The sequence below is a fragment of the Methylotenera sp. genome, assembly GCF_013141425.1.
Lineage (GTDB): Bacteria > Pseudomonadota > Gammaproteobacteria > Burkholderiales > Methylophilaceae > Methylotenera.
On record NZ_JABFRA010000134.1, the window covers coordinates 1 to 19,810 of the forward strand.

Annotated in this window: 19 protein-coding genes and 2 tRNA genes; 5 read left to right on the forward strand and 16 right to left on the reverse strand. The window is 43.7% G+C overall.

Going from position 1 to position 19,810, the window contains the following annotated elements:
- Position 1: 1 nt before the first annotated feature.
- From HOO90_RS11635 to recA, 6 genes are all read right to left on the reverse strand, one after another.
- A tRNA-Arg gene (locus HOO90_RS11635) sits at positions 2-78 on the reverse strand.
- Between the two features lie 65 nt (positions 79-143).
- Positions 144-237: transfer RNA gene (locus HOO90_RS11640), tRNA-Ser, on the reverse strand.
- 184 nt (positions 238-421) lie between these two features.
- Positions 422-1,648 (reverse strand): aspartate kinase, encoded by a 1,227-nt coding sequence (locus HOO90_RS11645; protein WP_292843253.1) that lies wholly within the window; start codon positions 1,646-1,648, stop codon positions 422-424.
- 36 nt (positions 1,649-1,684) lie between these two features.
- The gene (gene alaS, locus HOO90_RS11650; protein ID WP_292843255.1) at positions 1,685-4,330 is read right to left on the reverse strand and encodes an alanine--tRNA ligase; all 2,646 of its coding nucleotides are present in this window, start codon (positions 4,328-4,330) and stop codon (positions 1,685-1,687) included.
- A 35-nt stretch (positions 4,331-4,365) separates the two neighbouring features.
- Positions 4,366-4,830, reverse strand: coding sequence for a recombination regulator RecX (gene recX, locus HOO90_RS11655; RefSeq protein WP_292843288.1), 465 nt, complete (start codon positions 4,828-4,830; stop codon positions 4,366-4,368).
- 27 nt (positions 4,831-4,857) lie between these two features.
- Positions 4,858-5,886, reverse strand: a complete 1,029-nt coding sequence (recA, locus tag HOO90_RS11660) for a recombinase RecA (protein WP_292843257.1) — start codon at positions 5,884-5,886, stop codon at positions 4,858-4,860.
- 246 nt (positions 5,887-6,132) lie between these two features.
- Between recA and HOO90_RS11665 the strand changes: the two genes are divergently transcribed.
- Together HOO90_RS11665 and HOO90_RS11670 are read left to right on the forward strand one after the other, a co-directional pair.
- On the forward strand, positions 6,133-6,747 hold the full coding sequence (locus HOO90_RS11665; protein WP_292843259.1) for a CDP-alcohol phosphatidyltransferase family protein: 615 nt from the start codon (positions 6,133-6,135) through the stop codon (positions 6,745-6,747).
- A 372-nt stretch (positions 6,748-7,119) separates the two neighbouring features.
- Positions 7,120-7,491 carry a hypothetical protein gene (locus HOO90_RS11670; protein WP_292843261.1) on the forward strand — a complete coding sequence of 124 codons (372 nt, stop codon included), beginning with the start codon at positions 7,120-7,122 and terminating at the stop codon, positions 7,489-7,491.
- 17 nt (positions 7,492-7,508) lie between these two features.
- Here the strand turns inward: HOO90_RS11670 and HOO90_RS11675 are convergent, their stop codons facing one another.
- Genes HOO90_RS11675 through mog form a run of 5 tightly spaced genes read right to left on the reverse strand, consistent with a single transcriptional unit; the run spans position 7,509 to position 11,060 of the window.
- Positions 7,509-8,000: a CinA family protein gene (locus HOO90_RS11675; protein ID WP_292843263.1), complete on the reverse strand. Its 492-nt coding sequence runs from the start codon at positions 7,998-8,000 to the stop codon at positions 7,509-7,511.
- Complete coding sequence (locus tag HOO90_RS11680; protein WP_292843265.1) at positions 7,982-8,461, reverse strand: phosphatidylglycerophosphatase A; 480 nt, start codon at positions 8,459-8,461, stop codon at positions 7,982-7,984. The genes HOO90_RS11675 and HOO90_RS11680 overlap by 19 nt, the downstream gene beginning before the upstream one ends.
- Positions 8,462-8,499: 38 nt before the next feature.
- Positions 8,500-9,450 carry a thiamine-phosphate kinase gene (thiL, locus tag HOO90_RS11685; RefSeq protein ID WP_292843267.1) on the reverse strand — a complete coding sequence of 317 codons (951 nt, stop codon included), beginning with the start codon at positions 9,448-9,450 and terminating at the stop codon, positions 8,500-8,502.
- Between the two features lie 58 nt (positions 9,451-9,508).
- Positions 9,509-10,444: a prohibitin family protein gene (locus tag HOO90_RS11690; RefSeq protein WP_292843269.1), complete on the reverse strand. Its 936-nt coding sequence runs from the start codon at positions 10,442-10,444 to the stop codon at positions 9,509-9,511.
- A gap of 28 nt (positions 10,445-10,472) precedes the next feature.
- Positions 10,473-11,060 (reverse strand): molybdopterin adenylyltransferase, encoded by a 588-nt coding sequence (mog, locus tag HOO90_RS11695; RefSeq protein WP_292843271.1) that lies wholly within the window; start codon positions 11,058-11,060, stop codon positions 10,473-10,475.
- A 62-nt stretch (positions 11,061-11,122) separates the two neighbouring features.
- Here mog and HOO90_RS11700 point away from each other — a divergent pair, with 62 nt between their 5' ends.
- Positions 11,123-11,950: a PDZ domain-containing protein gene (locus HOO90_RS11700; RefSeq protein ID WP_292843274.1), complete on the forward strand. Its 828-nt coding sequence runs from the start codon at positions 11,123-11,125 to the stop codon at positions 11,948-11,950.
- A 52-nt stretch (positions 11,951-12,002) separates the two neighbouring features.
- Here HOO90_RS11700 and nhaD read toward each other — a convergent pair whose 3' ends face one another.
- Together nhaD and yjgA are read right to left on the reverse strand one after the other, a co-directional pair.
- Positions 12,003-13,286, reverse strand: coding sequence for a sodium:proton antiporter NhaD (gene nhaD / locus HOO90_RS11705; protein WP_292843276.1), 1,284 nt, complete (start codon positions 13,284-13,286; stop codon positions 12,003-12,005).
- Positions 13,287-13,300: 14 nt separating this feature from the next.
- The gene (yjgA, locus tag HOO90_RS11710; RefSeq protein ID WP_292843277.1) at positions 13,301-13,888 is read right to left on the reverse strand and encodes a ribosome biogenesis factor YjgA; all 588 of its coding nucleotides are present in this window, start codon (positions 13,886-13,888) and stop codon (positions 13,301-13,303) included.
- A 102-nt stretch (positions 13,889-13,990) separates the two neighbouring features.
- Here yjgA and pmbA point away from each other — a divergent pair, with 102 nt between their 5' ends.
- Complete coding sequence (gene pmbA, locus HOO90_RS11715; protein ID WP_292843278.1) at positions 13,991-15,331, forward strand: metalloprotease PmbA; 1,341 nt, start codon at positions 13,991-13,993, stop codon at positions 15,329-15,331.
- A 91-nt stretch (positions 15,332-15,422) separates the two neighbouring features.
- Here the strand turns inward: pmbA and HOO90_RS11720 are convergent, their stop codons facing one another.
- On the reverse strand, positions 15,423-16,187 hold the full coding sequence (locus tag HOO90_RS11720) for a VacJ family lipoprotein (protein ID WP_292843280.1): 765 nt from the start codon (positions 16,185-16,187) through the stop codon (positions 15,423-15,425).
- A 271-nt stretch (positions 16,188-16,458) separates the two neighbouring features.
- Here HOO90_RS11720 and HOO90_RS11725 point away from each other — a divergent pair, with 271 nt between their 5' ends.
- Positions 16,459-17,463 carry a class 1 fructose-bisphosphatase gene (locus HOO90_RS11725; RefSeq protein ID WP_292843282.1) on the forward strand — a complete coding sequence of 335 codons (1,005 nt, stop codon included), beginning with the start codon at positions 16,459-16,461 and terminating at the stop codon, positions 17,461-17,463.
- A gap of 20 nt (positions 17,464-17,483) precedes the next feature.
- Here the strand turns inward: HOO90_RS11725 and tpiA are convergent, their stop codons facing one another.
- Both tpiA and fba read right to left on the reverse strand, forming a co-directional pair.
- Positions 17,484-18,251: a triose-phosphate isomerase gene (tpiA, locus tag HOO90_RS11730; RefSeq protein WP_292843284.1), complete on the reverse strand. Its 768-nt coding sequence runs from the start codon at positions 18,249-18,251 to the stop codon at positions 17,484-17,486.
- Between the two features lie 71 nt (positions 18,252-18,322).
- On the reverse strand, positions 18,323-19,387 hold the full coding sequence (fba, locus tag HOO90_RS11735; protein ID WP_292843286.1) for a class II fructose-bisphosphate aldolase: 1,065 nt from the start codon (positions 19,385-19,387) through the stop codon (positions 18,323-18,325).
- Positions 19,388-19,810: the final 423 nt, after the last annotated feature.

Below are 19,810 nucleotides of genomic sequence, written 5' to 3' on the forward strand. Positions count from 1 at the left end.
TTGGTGCGCCCGGAGCGATTCGAACGCCCGACCCCTTGGTTCGTAGCCAAGTACTCTATCCAGCTGAGCTACGGGCGCATGGCAGTATTATACAACATACTGCATATTTCTTAAAGAAAAAATAACAATCTTTAAGTAAAACTTGGCGGAGAGCGAGGGATTCGAACCCTCGATACAGATTTAAGCCCGTATGCTTCCTTAGCAGGGAAGTGCCTTCGACCACTCGGCCAGCTCTCCGTTTTTAGCTACACTTGCCAGCTTGGCTGGCTTAGTGGCGCTTATCAGTTTTCCTGATTACGCTATTCAATTAAACTTCTTAATCGAGGGCGCGATATTACTTGATTGGTACCTAAAAATCAATGGATTCTCAATCAAAAGTTTGTATGAGAATCTATTGCTGATGGATAGGTTGGAAATAAGGTTAAGCTTTTTCCAACTCAAACGCTTTATGTAGAACTCTTACAGCTAGTTCTAAGTATTTTTCGTCTACCACTACCGCAATTTTAATTTCTGAAGTCGAAATCATTTGTATGTTGATGCCTTCTTCAGCCAATGTGCGGAACATTTGGCTTGCTATGCCGACGTGAGAGCGCATGCCAACGCCAACTACTGAGACTTTCGCAATTTTGTCATCACCGCTAATTTCACGTGCGCCAATATGGCCTTGTACTTTGTCGCGCAGAATTCCCAAAGCTTTGTTCATCTCGTTTTTATGAACCGTGAATGTAAAGTCGGTTGTGCCATCGGCGCCAGTGTTTTGAATAATCATATCAACGTCAATGTTGGCATCAGCAATTGGGCCTAAAATTTGGTATGCGATGCCTGGTTTGTCTGGCACGCCTAGCACAGTGATTTTGGCTTCATCGCGGTTAAACGCAATGCCAGAAATGATGGGTTGTTCCATGTTGTCTTCTTCCTCAAATGTAATCAGCGTGCCATCGCCTTCGTCTTCAAAGCTTGAAAGCACGCGCAATTTAACTTTATATTTACCCGCAAACTCTACTGAGCGTATTTGCAGAACTTTTGAGCCTTGACTGGCTAATTCAAGCATTTCTTCAAATGTGATGGACTTTAATCTACGTGCATCTGGTACTACTCGCGGGTCAGTGGTGTATACGCCATCGACGTCTGTGTAAATTTGGCATTCATCTGCATTTAATGCGGCAGCAAGGGCAACCCCTGTAGTGTCTGAACCGCCACGGCCAAGCGTGGTAATGTTGCCTTGTGCATCTTGGCCTTGAAAGCCAGCAACAACGCAAACATAGCCAGCGTCTAAGTCGGCTTTAAGATTATGTTGGTCGATATTTAAGATGCGCGCTTTGGTGTAAGCATCGTCGGTTAGAATCTTAACTTGTGCCCCAGTATAGCTTTTCGCTTTGATGCCGAGTTCAATTAGCGCAAGCGCAGTTAAACCGATTGTTACTTGCTCACCCGTTGAAATAATCATATCCAATTCGCGTGGATCCGGTTCTGCCATGAGTTCTTTTGCAAGACTAATGAGTTTATTTGTTTCACCAGACATCGCCGAAACCACTACTACGACTTGATGCCCCATTGCTTTATAACGCGCGACACGTCTGGCAACGTTGCGTATTCGTTCAGGATTCGCTACTGAAGTGCCACCATATTTTTGTACGATTAATGCCATTTTTAGCTCTTAAATACTTAATAAAATTGAGTTGAATTATAGTTTACTGCTTACCCAGTCACTTACGCTGGCAAGGGCTTTAGGTAATTGGCTCGCATCAGTACCTCCCGCCATCGCCATGTCAGGCTTACCGCCACCTTTGCCACCTACTTGCTGTGCCACAAAGTTCACCAGTTCGCCCGCCTTGATTTTAGCGACTAGGTCTGGCGTAACGCCTGCTGCCAAGCTCACCTTGTCATCATTAACACTCGCTAAGACTATGGCTGCTGATTTTAGTTTATCTTTCAGCTTATCCATTGTTTCGCGCAAGGTGTTTGCATCCGCACCTTCAAGCGTTACCGCTAATATTTTCACGCCAGAGATTTCAGTCGCTTGTGTCGCTAAATCATCACCTTGAGATGAAGCAAGTTTAGATTTTAAGCGCGCTAACTCTTTTTCTAAAGATTTAGCATGCTCGCTTAATTGCGTCACTTTTGATGCAAGTTCACCTGCAGGTGTTTTGAGGTCGCTAGCGAGTTGTGCAATTAAGGCTTGTTGCACATTAATGAGTCTTAATGCACCATTTCCTGTTGTGGCTTCAACACGGCGAACGCCTGCAGCTACGCCAGACTCTCCTGTGATTTTGAATAAGCCAATGTCACCAGTTCTTGAAACGTGTGTACCACCGCATAGCTCACGCGAACTACCAATATCCAGCACACGCACTTTTTCGCCATATTTTTCGCCAAACAGCATCATTGCGCCAGTTTTTTGTGCGGATTCAATATCCATCACACGCGCTTGGCAAGCTGCATTTGCTAATATTTCAGCATTCACAATCGCTTCAACTTTGGCGATTTCTGCATCGGTCATAGGCGTATTATGCACAAAGTCGAAGCGGGTTTTATCTGCATCAACTAATGAGCCTTTTTGTTGTACGTGCTCACCTAATGTTTCGCGAAGTGCTTTGTGCATCAAGTGTGTTGCAGAGTGGTTGCGCATAATGTTAGCGCGAGCAACCAAGTCAACATTGGCTTTTAGGCTATCGCCCACACTGATTTTTCCAGTTTTTAAAATACCGTGATGACCAAATACTGCGGCTTGGATTTTTTGTGTATCTTCCACTGCAAAAATGCCGTTTTCTGCTTTTAGTGTGCCGTTATCGCCCACTTGGCCGCCAGACTCGGCGTAGAAGGGCGTGTTATCTAATACCACTACGCCTTGCTCGCCTTCTGAAAGATGATTAACTGATGTGCCATCTTTGTATAAAGCTAAAATCTTAGCGTTAGCTTCTAGTGTTTCGTAACCTTTAAACTCAGTATTTGCACCAGAGTATTCAAGATTAGTTGCCATTTTGAACTTGCCAGCTGCGCGAGCTTGTTCTTTTTGGCGTGTCATGGCGGCATCGAAAGCGGCACTATCTACATTGACATCACGTTCACGGCAGATGTCAGCGGTTAAGTCTAATGGGAAGCCAAAAGTGTCATGCAGTTTGAATGCTAGGTCACCATTGAAAAGGGTGCTGTTAGCTTTAGCCATTGTTGCCAGCTCAGCCTCTAGTATCTCCATGCCGTTTTCAATGGTTTCAAAGAAGCGGTCTTCTTCTAGTTTTAGCATATCCATCACGCGAGTTTGATTCGCGACTAATTCAGGATAGGCTTCGCCCATTTGCTTCACTAAATCTGGCACAAGTTTGTGGAAGAATGCTTTGCGAGCACCTAACTTGTATCCATGACGAATTGCGCGGCGAATAATACGTCGTAGCACATATCCGCGGCCTTCATTGCCTGGAATCACGCCATCAGTGATTAAAAAGGAGCACGCACGAATATGGTCGGCCAATACTTTAAGGGATGGGATGCTTAAATCTGATGTGTTAGTTTCGCGCGCTGCTGCTGCGATTAAGCCTTGGAAAATATCAATTTCGTAGTTGGCATGCACGTGCTGCAATATCGCAGAAATACGCTCCAACCCCATACCTGTATCGACAGATGGTTTTGGTAGTGGATGCATCACGCCCGCTTCGTCGCGGTTGAATTGCATAAACACGTTATTCCAAATTTCGATAAAGCGGTCACCATCTTCATCAGGGCTGCCTGGGGGGCCGCCGAAGTGGTGGTATCCATGGTCATAGAAAATTTCGGTACATGGACCACATGGACCAGTGTCACCCATCATCCAGAAGTTGTCTGATGCGTAACGTGAACCTTTGTTGTCACCAATGCGAATAATACGTTCAGTAGGCACGCCGATTTTTTCATGCCAAATGTTATATGCTTCATCGTCATCTGCATAAACGGTAACAGTCAGTTTGTCTTTTGGTAGTTTGAAAACTTCTGTGAGTAACTCCCAAGCGTATGCAATCGCATCTTCTTTGAAGTAATCGCCAAAGCTAAAGTTACCCAACATTTCAAAAAATGTGTGGTGACGCGCGGTGTAACCTACGTTTTCAAGGTCGTTATGTTTGCCGCCAGCGCGCACGCATTTTTGGCTAGTGGTAGCGCGGGTATATGGCCGTTTGTCAAAGCCAAGAAACACATCTTTAAATTGGTTCATCCCTGCGTTGGTGAATAGCAGTGTAGGGTCGCCATGAGGCACAAGTGAACTAGACGCCACCACTTGATGGCCTTTAGAGGCAAAGAAATCTAAAAATGCTTTACGGATTTCGTTGCTGCTTGGATTGTTACTTAGTTTGATTGTCATTGTTTGTTTATCGTTGATTTTAATTACAATTTTATTTAATCATTGGCTGATTCGTTGCTGCTTTTTTCATTAAGCACTTTTTTAATCACATCAAAGCCAAAACCACGACTTTGTAAAAACCTTGCCTGTTTTGCCCAGTCTTCGCGGCTACTTGGGCTAGCTTTAAACTTTTTGCGGCAAATTTCACGTGCAAAATCTAGCTCATTTACCTTTATTTCTTCTACAGCGTGAGCGATTAAATCATCGGCTACGCCTTTTTCTCTTAACTCATTTGCTACGCGTGCGCTACCAAATTTACTTTGTCTTGCATGCACCAATTGTTCGGTAAACCTAGCATCTGAAAGCCAGCCACGCTTTTTGAAATCATCCAGAAGGGCCGGAATGTCATCTGAGTCTTCGGCAAAAGCTTTTAATTTCTGAGCAAGCTCAAAGTACGAATACTCACGCTTACCTAGAAAATCAAGCGCCCGTTGTCGCAGGCTTTTGGGTTTAAATTCTATGGCTTGCTCCGATAATACTTGTCGCTCTTAGTCTTCTTCAGAGCGTACCGCAGGCAATGCTTCGCTTAACGATTTCATATTTGCGCGAATTTTTGCATCGATTTCGTTGGCAATGGCTGGATTTGATCTTAAGAATTCGCGCGCATTATCTTTACCTTGGCCAATTTTTTCGCCATTGTAGCTATACCAAGAACCCGCTTTCTCAACCAGTTTCAAGTTGGCCCCAAGTTCAATAATCTCGCCTTCGCGTGAGATACCTTCGCCATATAGAATGTCAAATTCAGCTTGTTTGAATGGCGGCGCAACCTTGTTTTTAATCACTTTTACGCGTGTTTCAGAACCAATGACTTCGTCACCTTTTTTAATTGCACCTGTGCGACGAATATCCAAACGAACCGATGCGTAGAATTTAAGCGCATTACCACCTGTGGTCGTTTCTGGGTTGCCAAACATCACGCCAATTTTCATGCGGATTTGGTTAATAAAAATCACCATGGTGTTGGTGCGTTTGATATTACCTGTAAGTTTACGCAAAGCTTGGCTCATCAAGCGCGCTTGTAAACCCATGTGGGAATCGCCCATTTCGCCTTCAATTTCGGCGCGTGGCGTTAATGCTGCAACAGAGTCAACTACAACAATATCTACAGAACCTGAACGCACTAACATATCAACGATTTCAAGCGCTTGCTCTCCTGTATCTGGTTGAGAAATTAATAAATCGGGCACATTCACGCCAAGTTTCGCTGCATATTGTGGGTCTAGCGCATGTTCAGCATCGATAAATGCTGCAACGCCGCCAGTTTTTTGCATTTGTGCAATTACTGAAAGCGTTAATGTAGTTTTACCAGAGGATTCTGGACCGTAAATCTCAATTACGCGGCCACGTGGTAAGCCGCCGATGCCCAAGGCAATATCAAGGCCTAATGAGCCAGTTGAAACGGCTTGAATGTCTTCACCAATGTCGCTGTCACCCATGCGCATGATGGAGCCTTTGCCAAATTGCTTTTCAATTTGTGCGAGTGCCGCGCTCAGTGCTTTACTTTTATTATCGTCCATGTGTCGCCTTTGAATTTTATTACGAATTGAATCGCATGATTATTCCATAAATTCGCCCCTAAAGTAAGGCTCAATGGTGTTTAGATTGTTATTATTTGAGAATTAAAGTCGATGTAAATTATTGTGTTAGCCACAACCTGCAAAGTAATACATGGCTCAGCTAAGTTAAAATCAATTGCCTGCTGCTTGAAGGCTGTTTCGTACCATAATGTGGTTTTATTTTTACTCTGATAAAAGGAAATTATTTTGCCGTCGATTTACGATTTAAAGCCGCGTTTTCAGGCCTTCTTAAGACCTATTGTGAGGGCGCTCGCAAGCGTAGGCGTTACCGCCAATCAAGTGACGATAGCGGCGGTGTTGATATCTTTTATCGGCGGTGCGTTCATTGCATGGCAACCGCATGCTCGTTGGCCTTTGCTAGTTTTGCCTTTGATGTTGTTTATGCGCATGGGTTTAAATGCGATTGATGGAATGTTAGCACGTGAACATGCACAGCAGTCACAGTTAGGTGCGATATTGAATGAATTGGGTGATGTGATTGCAGATGCCGCACTGTATTTGCCTTTGGCTTTGTTGCCACATGTTTGCGCTACCTTAGTAGTATTGTTGGTATTATTGGCAACTATCAGCGAAATGATGGGCGTTGTTGCTATACAAATTGGCGCAAAGCGCCAGTTCCAAGGTCCTATGGGTAAAAGTGATCGCGCATTTTGGCTAGGGGCAATTGCGCTTGCACTTGGCGCTGGAGTGCTGATTGGTGCATGGATGAATTGGGCGCTAGTTGTAATGTTATTGCTATTAGTGGTAACGATTATTAACCGCGCAAAAGGTGCGTTGCAAGAAACTACTAATGCCAAATAATTTACAGATTGCTTTGTGAGGAGTAGTGGCTTTATTTGTCGCGGGTACGCTGATTGTTGGACTTAAATGCTTATTTCGCCCAAGTGCGGCGGACCAAGAGCTTTTGTTGCGTATGCGTTCCTGGAGGATTATGGATGGGCTTTTCATATTGGCCATTGCCGTAAATTGTACCTTAGGTGTACTGTTTTTTGCTTTGGTTATTTTTCTTTCAAAATTATCATGTATTTATCCTAAAAATTAGTGTGCAAGTTTGTGGTTTAGTTTGCATCTTATCAATTTATTTGAACTACAACTTACCTATTATGGTCAACCTCACACGAAGTAATGCGTTCTTAATGTACACAATCTAAATTTTGTGAACGGAGATCAAACATGAAACTATTACATTCAGCAATTCTGGCTTTAACCATTGGCGTGGCCTCGATATCAACTGCTCAAGCCCGCGATTCATTTAGTTTAGGTATCAATATAGGTGGTTATGGTTATGCACCACCAGTCGCGTATTACCCAGCGCCACCGGTGGTTTATTACGGTGCGCCCACTTACTATAGACCCGCTCCACAAGTCTATTATCAGCCATTAATTTCTTATCAATATTATGATGATGGTCGCCATGGTCATGGCAGAGATTGGAGCCGCGGCCATTATCGTGATCATCAAAGATGGGATCGTGGCGGCAGAGGTCACGGTGGCAGAGATTTTGGCAGAGGTCATGATCACGGTGATCGTGGCGGACGTCATTAACTAAATTTATTTGCGACTCAAGCTTTCAATCTGTCAATAAGCCCTGTTATTAGTGTAACGGCGGCTTGTTGGCGGATGCTTTCGCGGTTGCCGTTAAAGTGTTTAGTTACGGCTTGAGCGGCAAATTCATTGCTCACCCATGCAAAACAAACTGTGCCTACTGGTTTTTCTGGGGTTCCACCGTCAGGGCCTGCAATACCAGTAATGCTGGCAGCGATTTGCGCGCAACTGTTTTTAAGGGCGCCCAAAGCCATTTCGATAGCAGTTTGTTCACTTACTGCGCCAAAGTTTTCTAAGCTTAGGTTTGTAACCCCTAACATTTCCATTTTGGCTTGATTGCTATATGTAATAAATCCTCGGTCAAACCAAGCCGAACTTCCTGCAATCGCCGTGACATATTGAGCTACCATACCACCCGTACAAGATTCAGCAAGTGCTAAGGTGTAGCCACGTGCTTTAAGAGCAAGCCCCAGCTTGGGGGCTAATTTAATTAGCTCATCGTCAGCCATTCAATGCCCTTTAAACTGGCAATAGCATAAATCGCGGCCAGTAAATCATCAAACATCACACCAAAACCGTGCTTAAGTTTTTTGTCAAAATAGTGGATAGGAAACGGTTTCCAGATATCAAATAAGCGAAATAGCAAAAATGCTGAAAGCCACCATTCCCAAGTGTTAAGTGTGAAAGTAAGTACTAATATCATGGCGACAATTTCGTCCCAAACAATGCCGCCGTGGTCCGCTACACCGAGCGCTTTGCCAGTTACATCGCAAAAATAAATACCAATTAAAAATAGTGCGCTAATGATGGCGAGTTGGGTGGATAAGCTATAAATCGAAATTAGCCAGAACAAAGGTAGACCAACCAGTGTGCCAAAGGTACCTGGTGCTTTTTTAGCCAAACCGCTGCCAAAACCAAGGCCAAAAAAGTGGGCTGGGTGAGCGATTAAAAATTTAACATTTGGCTGCATTATATTGGTGTCTTTGAATGGAGTCAGTTTACCTAAAATTAGTCGAAATGATTAAATCCTTTTTTAGTTATTTTAATTTTCTGCTTTAAGTATGTCACTTCTAAGCCAGTAGATGCATGCGTTTCGCCGATGATCGTCAAAGGCAAGTTGAGTTGATGACTAATCGAATAAATCGTCTTGCGTTTGCTTTTAGGCGCAGTAAAGCATAGTTCGTAATCGTCGCCACCTGCTAGAACGTATTGCTGAAAAGCAGGTTTATTCAGATGAATGCGCAAAAAATCATGGCATGGCAAGGTCTCTAAAGCTAATGCTGCACCTATATTAGAAGCTTGAAGTATATGACCTAAATCTGCCAACAAGCCATCCGAAACATCAATGCAGCTATTTGCGATGCCTCTTAGAGCCAATCCCAATGCGGCTCGTGGGGCAGGCTTGTGAAGCGCATGGATGCTGGCTTGCAGGGCATCGTTTTCAAGCACTATTTTGCCTTGTAAGTGCGCTAAACCGAGTGCAGCGCTACCTAAGTTGCCTGACACCCAGATGTCGTCTCCCACTTTTGCACCACTACGTTTAATCGCTTGTCCGGTAGGCACTTCACCCATGATTTGTACGCTGATGGTAAGGGGGCCACGTGTTGTGTCGCCACCAATTAAGTCGACATTGAAGTCTGTCGCGCAGGCAAAAAATCCACAGGAGAATTCCGCTAACCAAGCTTCATTCACTTCTGGTAAAGCAATTGCCAAGGTCGCCCATTTTGGGTTTGCACCCATCGCCGCCATGTCTGAAATATTTACCGCTAGCGACTTCCAGCCCAATAGATAAGCATCAGCATCAGCAAAAAAGTGAGTACCCGCTACCAACATATCTGCCGAAATGGCTAGGTCCATTCCATTTGAAATGGAAATCAGTGCGGCGTCGTCACCCACGCCTAAACTGGTTTGGCGGGTGAGGCGCGTGAAGTATTTTTTGATTAAATTAAATTCTGACATGGTGTTTTTGCAAGGAATGGATTAATAACCCATTCCTGCAATGTGACTAAAAATATAATTATTTAGATACACTGCTAGGCGCATTAAAGAACGGTATTGGCGCACTGGCATAAACGGCGGAGGGTAATTGGCCATCCCATTTAGCGGCTTTAGTTTGCTCTACCTCAATGCGCCGTAGTTCGAGCACATCTTTATTTTGTGCCAAGGCTGCATTTTGTACTTTTAAAGCATCGGCTTGGGCGGTGGCGAGTTTTAGTATTTGATACGCCTCACCATCAGCTTGTGCTTTGAGCGCAGTGGCTTCTGCCTCAGCAACGGCAACTTTTTGCTTCTGCTCGGCTTCTACGGTTTTAAGTTTATTTTCTGCGCCTAGGCGTAATTGCTCCTGTGTCACTTTGGCACTAATGGCGGCCATGTAGTCTTGTGAGAAGGAAAAGTTACGCATGTCGACATTAATCACTTGGGCGCCGTAGACTTCTAATTTCTTGCGAAGTGCATCTAGAATGTCGCCTGATACTAAGGACCGTTTTCCAATTAAATCTGGTGCGGTGTATTTTGCTGTGACTGCTTTAAAAACTTCTTGCGTGGCGGTTTGCACATACGATTGCAGATTGCCGTCGTGGCTATACTTTTCAAATACTTCAGCCACTTTATCTGGCTTAATGCTATAGCGAATAGTTAAGCTCACGCGCACAGGCTGGGTGTCGCTAGTGCTACCATCGGCGTTTTCTACTGCAGCTTCTTCCGCACGAATGTTAAATATACTGAGGGTTTGCCAAGGTGCGAGTAGCATGAAGCCTTCGCTCTCAATGCCCTGAATGGCACCGCCGACTGTAACAACGCCACGACTACCGGTCGGTACGCTACGAAGCGGCCATAACCATGTTAGTAGCACAGCAGCAATGATGCCGAGTACGATAAATTTAGCATAGGACTTTGTTGCTGAACTATTTTCCATATCACTCCCTTTTATTTTTTGTAAAAAATTAGCCATCGTTTTTCCCTAGAAATTCTATTGATAATTATTGAGGTTTTATTGCTGATTTTGGTCGAAATGCTTTAACTAAAGTCTCGTTAGTTTCCATATATGGTGCGCCAATGAGGTCCAAACAATAAGGTACAGCGGCAAATATACCATGCACTTTTGTAGTGCCCGCTTCATCTTTTAAGCCTTCTAGCGTTTGTCCAATCGCTTTTGGCTGTCCTGGTAAGTTAATGATTAAACATTGTTTGCGAATCACAGCGACTTGTCGAGACAATATAGCCGTCGGCACAAAATTTAAGCTTATTTGGCGCATTTGCTCACCAAACCCTGGCATTTCCTTATCAGCCACAGCTAATGTTGCTTCTGGTGTTACATCTCGCAAGGCTGGGCCAGTGCCACCTGTGGTTAATATCAAACTGCATTTTACATTATCAACCAAATCAATCAGCGTAGATTCAATCTCATCTTGTTCATCTGCAATTAAGCGAGCAGCTATTTCAAAAGGTGTGATCAGAACACTTTCAAGCCAGTTCTCTAGTGTAGGCAGACCTAAATCTTCATAAAAGCCACTACTGGCACGGTCGCTAATTGAAATTAAACCAATTTTAATGAATTCTTTTGTCATTGATGAGTCGTAGTTAAAGGTAAGAAAGGTAATCATAACATTTTCAACGTAAAGGACATTTTATGCAGTCAAAAATCCGGCAATTGGATAAGAATAATCAAACCCGTATACAAGTATTGAATAACAAAATGATCGGCAGAACGATGCTGTTGAGTCTTTTGGGTTTGGGTGCTGTTCTATTAATGCCAAAAGCGCATGCCTATGATGTAGTTAAGCCCAATTCAAACCTGTTTGAGGAGAGATATGTTGAGCAAAATGATCGTCACCTTAAATCGCTTAACGTTTCACCTGATACCACATTAGAGATAGGTGAAAATCAAGAGGCAGATGCCACCCGTATGTTAGAAAGTGGCTATGACATGATGGGAACCTCAGAATTTGTTTCAGCAAAAATACCAGCAGAGTTAGCGAAAGCTTATGGGAAGAAAATAAAAGCGGATCGCGTCTTGGTGTACGATAAACCTACATCACTTACGACCAATATGGTGAATTTTGATGGAACTGAAGAAGGTAAAAAAATGATTCAGGAAGCCAATGAAGAGAATTCTAAAAATGAGAAAACTGTTCATTCCGCTAGTTATTGGGCAAAGTTGCCTATGCCTCTCTTTGGTGTGCATGTCATTAAATTGGTAAAAGTCTCGACTAATCCAAGTGAAGAGGGCACGGTGCAACCTGGTCTAAAGATAATAGCGGTAATTAAAGACTCGCCAGCGGCTAAGGCAAGCATTGCCACGGGTGACACATTACTTAAAATAGGGGATGTGGCGCTAGAGAAAGCCGATGATTTATTAGGCGCGGTGAAGCGCTATCAAGGTCAAACAATAGATGTTTTACTCCGTCATGGTGACGAGAATGTGAAAACTATGGTCGTTTTGAATTCACATAATTAGCACTAGATTAGGATATATTGCTAGGTTTAAAGTTCTAGTAAACCTAGCAATTTTAATGAGTAAGATTGTATTGCAGAATATAAGTGGCATTGCCTGCAAAGTAGCCAATTAATGCCAGCCAACTGATTTTCTTCAGATACCAGCCAAACGTTATTTTCTCTAAGCCCATCGCCGCAACCCCAGCAGCTGAGCCAATGATAAGAATCGAGCCGCCAGTGCCAGCAGCATAAGCAATAAATTCCCATAAAAAGCTATCGGCTGGGTAGGTTGCTAAGTCATACATGCCCATAGAGGCAGCTACAAGCGGCACATTATCCACAATCGCGCTAAGCAAGCCAATGACAGTTACAATTAAATCTAGTCGACCTATATGTTGGTCTAATAGTGTGGCAAGTGATTTGAGAATATGGCTGTGCTCTAGCGTGGCGACTGCAAGTAATATTCCAATAAAGAACACAATTGAACTCATATCTATGCGCATTAGCGCATTTACCAGAGATAAATGTTGTTTTTCTTCGTTATCTTTATTTTTGTGCAATAAGTCACTCACCAGCCATACAAAGCCTAAGCCTAGTAGCACTCCCATAAATGGCGGTAGGTGAGTATAAGTTTTAAAAGCAGGCACTAATACCAGCACACCTAAACCCATAAAAAATATCACATTACGCTCAAATATATTCCGTTTCGACGAGTTAGTGTTTTCAGAGTAAGTAATTGGTAGTAATACTTTGTCTTTTAGCGAATGGCTTACTATCAATAATGGCACAATCAGGTTAACTAAAGATGCTAGAAAAAGTCCCTTAATAATGGGAAGAGCAGTAATTTGTCCGCCTATCCACAGCATTGTCGTTGTCACATCACCCAGAGGGGACCATGCACCACCTGCATTTGCGGCAATTACAATCATAGAGGCAAAAAGAAGGCGATCTTCTTGCTTGCCTAAGAGTTTTTTTATTAGAGAAATCATAACGATGGTTGTAGTCAGGTTGTCTAATATTGCGCTTAAAAAGAAAGTTACAAATCCGACTAGCCACATAAAAGAAGATAGCTTAGTGGTCTTAATGCGAGAAGTGATCACATCAAAGCCGTTGTGAGCATCGATGACTTCCACAATCGTCATCGCGCCGATTAAGAAGAATACAATCTGCGCTATAGTAGTGATGGATTCGCTTAACTGGTGATTTACTAGTGAATGATCGTTGGTGAAAATGGCGTAAACAGTCCAAAGTAGACCTGCGCCAAGTAAAGCTGAAGCTGACTTATTTATTTTGATTGGATGTTCAAACGCAATGGCAGTGTATGTAATGATGAAAATGATAATGAGTGTACTTAACATAAGGTATTTTTTAGTTATTCTTCATTAATAGGCATATCACCATCATCCGTATTGCTATTTTCCAGTAGAGGCTGCGTGATTTCACGCAGTAACTTGAAAATCTCACGGCTGCTCTTGGGTGGCTTTGACGCTACTAGTTCTTTTTGCGCATTGCGAATCAAAGTCCGCAATTGTTGGCTATCCGTTTTAGGATATAGAGCCATAAATTCAGCAAGCACATTACTGTCTGCAATCATGCGATCGCGCCAGCGTTCCAAGCCATGAAAATAAGCATTCTCAGCGGTGTGTTTGCCATCCCAGCGGGCTAATTGTTCTAGGATAGGTGCGTTATCTATTTCACGCATTAATCGCCCTAGGTACTGCCGATGACGGCGAATCGCACCGTTCGCGGTGATTTTTTTTGTATCGAGAACAGCTGTCAGCACATCTTCAGGCAAATCTAACTTGAGCAACTTGTCTTTGGGTAATTCAGATAACCTGATGCCTAGCTCTTGTTGCGCATCGGCTTCGGCTTTTAGCTTGGTTTTGCTGATCGGTTCTTCGACATTGGCATCAACGCTATTATTGAATTCACTGTCTTTAGTTGTCTTTTTGGGTTTCATAGTGCGGTATTATAACAGCCTAGAAGTTTACTTAGTTTCAGTTTGAGATTCCGATTCGGATTTCGTTTAAATTTTAGATTATTTTTTATAGTTGAAAGTGTTATGGCAGATTCCAGATTTAGTTATTCTTTGAATGAAATTAAACAGATGTCAGAAGATGTACTTAAAGTGGCAAAATCTTTAGGCGCAACTTCAGCCGAAGCCGAAATTAGCTTAAGTGTCGGGCAAAATGTTTCGGTGCGCTTGAATGAGGTTGAAAATATTGAATACAATCGTGATAAAGGCGTGTCGGTTACTGTTTATTTTGGGCAACAAAAAGGTCATGCCAGCACTTCCGATTTGAGCCTGCAAGCCATAAAAGATACGGTTTCAGCGGCTTGTAATATTGCTAAGTATACAGCCAAAGACACGTTTTGTGGTCTGGCCGAGGCCAGCCTAATGGCGAAAGAAATATTAGATTTAGACTTACATCATCCTTGGGATATTTCAGTAGAAGAAGCGATTGCCATAGCCAAAGAGTGCGAAGCCGCAGCACTGGCTGTCGATAAGCGGATAACTAATTCTGAAGGTGCAAGTGTTTCAACTGGTGAAGGCTACTTTGCGTATAGTAATAGCCACGGTTTTACTGGTGGCTATTCCAGTTCGCGTCATGGTGTGAGTTGCTCAGTGATTGCGGAGTCGGGTGACAGCATGCAGCGCGATTACTGGTATAGCACAGCGCGTGCGGCGGCTGATATTGAATCTCCTGCTGCAATAGGCAAACGCGCGGGTGAGCGTACAGTACGGCGGTTAAATTCAAAAAAAATTAAAACATGCCAAGTTCCCGTTATATTTGAGGCGCCCTTAGCGAGCGGTCTGATTTCTAACTTAGTGAGTGCAATTTCAGGTGGTAATCTATACCGAAAATCCTCGTTTTTGCTGGATAGTCTAGGCAAGCAAATCGCTTCGCCCTTGCTCAATATCGATGAAGAGCCACATCTTAAAAAGGGCTTGGCGAGTAGCCCGTTTGATAGTGAAGGTGTGGCAACAAAGTCACGTCAATTAGTGAAAGATGGCGTGCTGCAGGGCTATGTGTTGGGCAGTTATTCGGCACGTAAATTAGGCATGCAAAGCACGGGCAATGCGGGTGGTAATCATAATTTAATCGTGCAATCAGGTTTGCTGGATTTAGCTGGCTTGCTAAAACAAATGGGCACGGGGTTGTTTGTTACCGAATTATTGGGTAGCGGTATTAACATGGTAACGGGTGATTATTCCCGCGGTGCGGCAGGATTTTGGGTGGAAAATGGTGTGATTGTGCATCCTGTAGAAGAAATTACCATTGCCAGCAATATGGCCGATATGCTCAAATCAATCGTGGGGATAGGGAATGACGTCAATATTCAAGGCTCTAAACAAGTTGGTTCTATTTTGATTGAGCGCATGACGGTGGCAAGCGAGTAAAAGCGCAGTATTTGTAACTAAAAAGCCGACGATTAGTCGGCTTTTTACGGTTTATTCTTTAGTTATGGTTTATTTAAGTGAGAAAAATTATTTATTTTTCTCTAGCTTCTGCATCGACTTCTTCAAAATCATCGTGAATCAACTCTTTTGGCACAAGGCCGTCCTGCACCAAGCTTGCGCGTTTTTGTAGGTAAGCATCGCGAGTAAAGGCGTACGGATCAAGCGAGGCCTCGTCTACCAAATCGGTGGCGGTTAATAGTTCGGTGCGTTTGTCTATAAACTGCCCGCCACGCAGTTGGTTAGCTAGTCGAATTTCACCAATGTTGCGTGTGTAGGTAATGGGGTCAGAGGTTGCTGTATCAAATACTAGCCCCGTCGTGTCGCGCAGGCTCGATGGGCCAATAAAAGGTAGCACTAAGTATGCGCCATTGCCAACGCCCCAATGGCCAAGTGTTTGGCCAAAATCTTCTTTACGCAGTGGAATATTGTCCATGCCAGCCACATCAATAAAACCTGCTAAACCAAATGTGCTGTTAATGACAAAGCGGCCAGCGTCGGTAAATGCGTTGGCAAATTTAAACTGTAGTAAATCGTTTAAAACAGTGGTGATCGAGCCTAGATTATTGAAAAAATTGTTGAAGCCAGCACGAACAGGTGAAGGGGTAACGGCTTTATAGGCTTTTGCTACTGGCTTAAAAAGTGCTTTATCGGTCACGTCGTTAAATTTGTAAACGCCACGATTTAAGCCTTCTAGCGGGTCTTTATTTGCTTGCGAGGCGCAACCAGATAGCATGGTGAGCGTGAATAAGCACGCGATGACGATTGATTTACTGAAAATTGTTGTTTTAGTACGCATTCGAATTACCCCAATTGGTGATTTTTTCGTATCCTAGTTTAGCTTACCGTAAATTGCATCAAATTAAGGAATACCAATGAAAAAACCTGTTATAACTTTAACTGAGCATGTTCAAGTTGTCCAGTAATTTGCTGTTACATTGTTTTACATTTTTGTTGAGCTGCGTATTTTTACCAAATAGCATAGCTAAAGTGGCACAATTGCACATCAAGATGCTTGCCATCTTATTTAATCAACCAAGCTGGCTAAAGCATAAAAATAGGAAAAATTTATGTCAAAACATACCAATATCACTGCGTTTTTAACACAACACTTACAAGGCGAACATAGCGTTGCGCTAAATGCAATATTGGCGGATGTGCTAAGCGCCTGCAAAAAAATCGCAGTGGCAATTGATAAAGGAGCTCTCGCGGGAAATATGGGCAGTCTGGCTTCCGAAAACGTGCAGGGGGAAGTGCAAAAAGCCTTAGACGTGATTACCAATGATATTTTTATTGAAGCGTGTCAGCAAAGTGGTTATATCGCAGGTATGGCCTCAGAAGAGTTGGTCGATGTGGTTGAAATTGCACAAGATAAGTGTAAAAATGGCCAATATTTGCTTTCTTTCGATCCGCTGGATGGCTCGTCCAACGTCAATGTAAATATCTCAGTCGGCACTATTTTCTCAATTCTGAAAAGTGCCAATAAGAAACCAGAATTAGCCGACTTTCTACAGTCTGGCACTGAGCAGATTTGCGCTGGCTATGCCTTGTATGGCACATCTACCATGTTTGTACTTACTGCGGGCAATGGCGTTAATGGCTTTACGCTGGATGCCGATTCGAATGAATTTTTGCTGACACACCCGAATATGCAAATTGCAAAAGAAACCCAAGAGTTCGCCATTAATATGTCCAACTATCGTTTTTGGCGCGAACCTGTACAGCGTTACATTGATGAATGTTTGCAGGGCGAAGAGGGTGACCGCAAGAAAGACTTTAATATGCGCTGGGTAGCGTCTATGGTGGCGGAAGTGCACCGCATATTGGTGCGTGGCGGCGTATTTATGTACCCCACAGATAGCAACTCGCGGTCTGGAAAATTACGTTTGATGTATGAGGCGAATCCCATGAGTTTTATTGTGGAACAAGCAGGCGGTGCTTCTACAACAGGCACACAGCGGATTTTAGAGGTGCAACCAACTGGCATACATCAGCGTGTGCCAGTAATGATGGGTTGTAAGAGTGAAGTTGATAGAATTGTGGCTTATCACCAAACAAAACCTAAGCGCAAATGATTGATGAAACTCTTTGGCTGTTAATTAGCCGCTTTACAAATAGCGATAAACTCATCCGCATCTAAAGAGGCGCCGCCTACCAGCCCACCATCCACATCGGGCATATTAAACAGTTGTGCGGCATTGCTGGCTTTTACGCTGCCACCATAAACAATGCGAACTAGCGCAGCCGCTTCCGCATTGCGTCGCGCTATGCGTTGGCGAATAAAGTGGTGTACTTCCTGCGCCTGCTCAGGAGTGGCAGTTTTACCTGTCCCCACCGCCCACACTGGCTCATAGGCAAATACCATATTGAGATGCATAGCTCTGGCAAAGTCGTCGTCGCTCAGGGTTGCCATTACTGCATCCATCTGGCTTGCCACAATCACCTCGGTTAATCCTGCATCATGTTCTGCCAGCGTTTCGCCCACGCATAAAATGGGGGTAAGATTAGCTTTAATCGAAGCATCAAATCGAGCGGCTGCCGATAGATTGGTTTCATGAAAAAGCACGCGTCTTTCTGAGTGCCCCAATATCACAAAAGTGCAACCCAAGTCTGTGAGCATGTGTGGAGATACTGCACCAGTAAAAGCACCTTCTTCAAACTGGTTTACATTCTGCCCGCCCCAAGCAATGTTTGTGTTTTCAAGTAGTGTTCTGGTTTGATGCAAATAGGGGTTTGGTACGCACACCACATAATCGGCATTCTGATAATTATTCAAACCGTTGATCAGTGCGCTCAGCAGCACTTGGTTGCTGTGAATGTCGCCATGCATTTTCCAATTTCCTACCACTAGGTTACGCCGCATATTGAGTTCCTTATATACTTTAAGGGAGTGAAGTCGATTTCAAGATTGTGTGAGCGATTTTGTTTAACAATCTATTTGATAATAGACTGCAATTCGCCAGATTTATAGCGCACCGCCATTTGGTCGCATGAGATTGGCTTAATCAGCGCAGCTTGCCCAGCAGAGCCAAAGGCTTCGTAGCGCTCTTTGCAAATCGCACGCATAGCGATGGTCGATGCGCTGAGAAATTTTCTTGGGTCGAATTCTTTTCTTTTTTCCGTAAAAAATTTACGAATTGAGCCTGTATACGCCATGCGTAAATCCGTATCGATATTGATTTTCCGCACGCCGTGTTTGATGCCTTCGACAATTTCCTCTACTGGTACACCATAGGTTTCACCCATGTCACCGCCAAACTCATTGATAATCTGTAGCCACTCTTGAGGCACAGAAGATGAACCATGCATTACCAAATGCGTATTAGGAATGCGGTTATGAATTTCTTTAATGCGGCTAATCGCAAGTGTTTTGCCAGTGGGCGGTTTGCTAAATTTATATGCGCCATGTGAAGTTCCAATGGCAATGGCTAGCGCATCAACGCCTGTTCTGCGTACAAAATCAGCTGCTTCTTCTGGGTCGGTAAGCATTTGGTCATGGCTTAAAACGCCAACAGCACCAGAGCCATCTTCTTCACCAGCAAGGCCAGTTTCCAAAGAGCCAAGCACACCCAACTCACCTTCAACAGACACGCCAATAGCATGCGCAATTTCAACAATATTTTTTGTGACATCCACGTTGTATTGGTAAGTAGAAGGAGTCTTTGCATCCTCCATCAATGAGCCATCCATCATCACGCTAGAAAAACCAGAACGTATGGCTTGAATACAAACAGCAGGCGATTGGCCGTGGTCTTGATGCATCACAACGGGAATATGCGGGTAAGTTTCAATCGCTGCCAGCACTAAATGCCGCAAAAAAGCCTCCCCCGCATACTTACGGGCGCCCGCAGAGCCTTGCAGAATCACCGGGCTATTCACCTCATCCGCCGCTTGCATAATAGCGAGAACCTGCTCCATGTTATTGACATTAAAAGCCGCTAAACCATAATCATGTTCAGCAGCGTGATCAAGCAATTGACGTAACGAAACAAGAGCCATAATGATCTTTCAAATAATTAATACATGTTGAATTAGTATACTAAAGTAGCAAGGTAGTGCGTAAATTATATAACACTTATGTCTTATATAAAACATATTATATGTTTTATAAAGTAATGGTGGAATTGTACAAACGTGATGAATATGAAAATTAAACGGCTGGTTGCCCGATTCAAGCGTACGAACACATGCTCTGCGAGCCAATATCCATGCGGCTCGCAGAGCATCATTAAAAGTGCCATTCAAAGCCAGTCAGCCCTGTGGTTTTGTAGGAGCGATGCTTCATCGCGAAAGCATTTAACCATTCGCGGCTACTAGCCGCTCCTACATAAAAAATAAAGCTTCTCTTGGCTTAGAGGGGAAAAGCCAAGAGAAGTGAGTGCCTATTGTGGCAGGTTGTACAAGGCGCCAGAAGGCCAACCG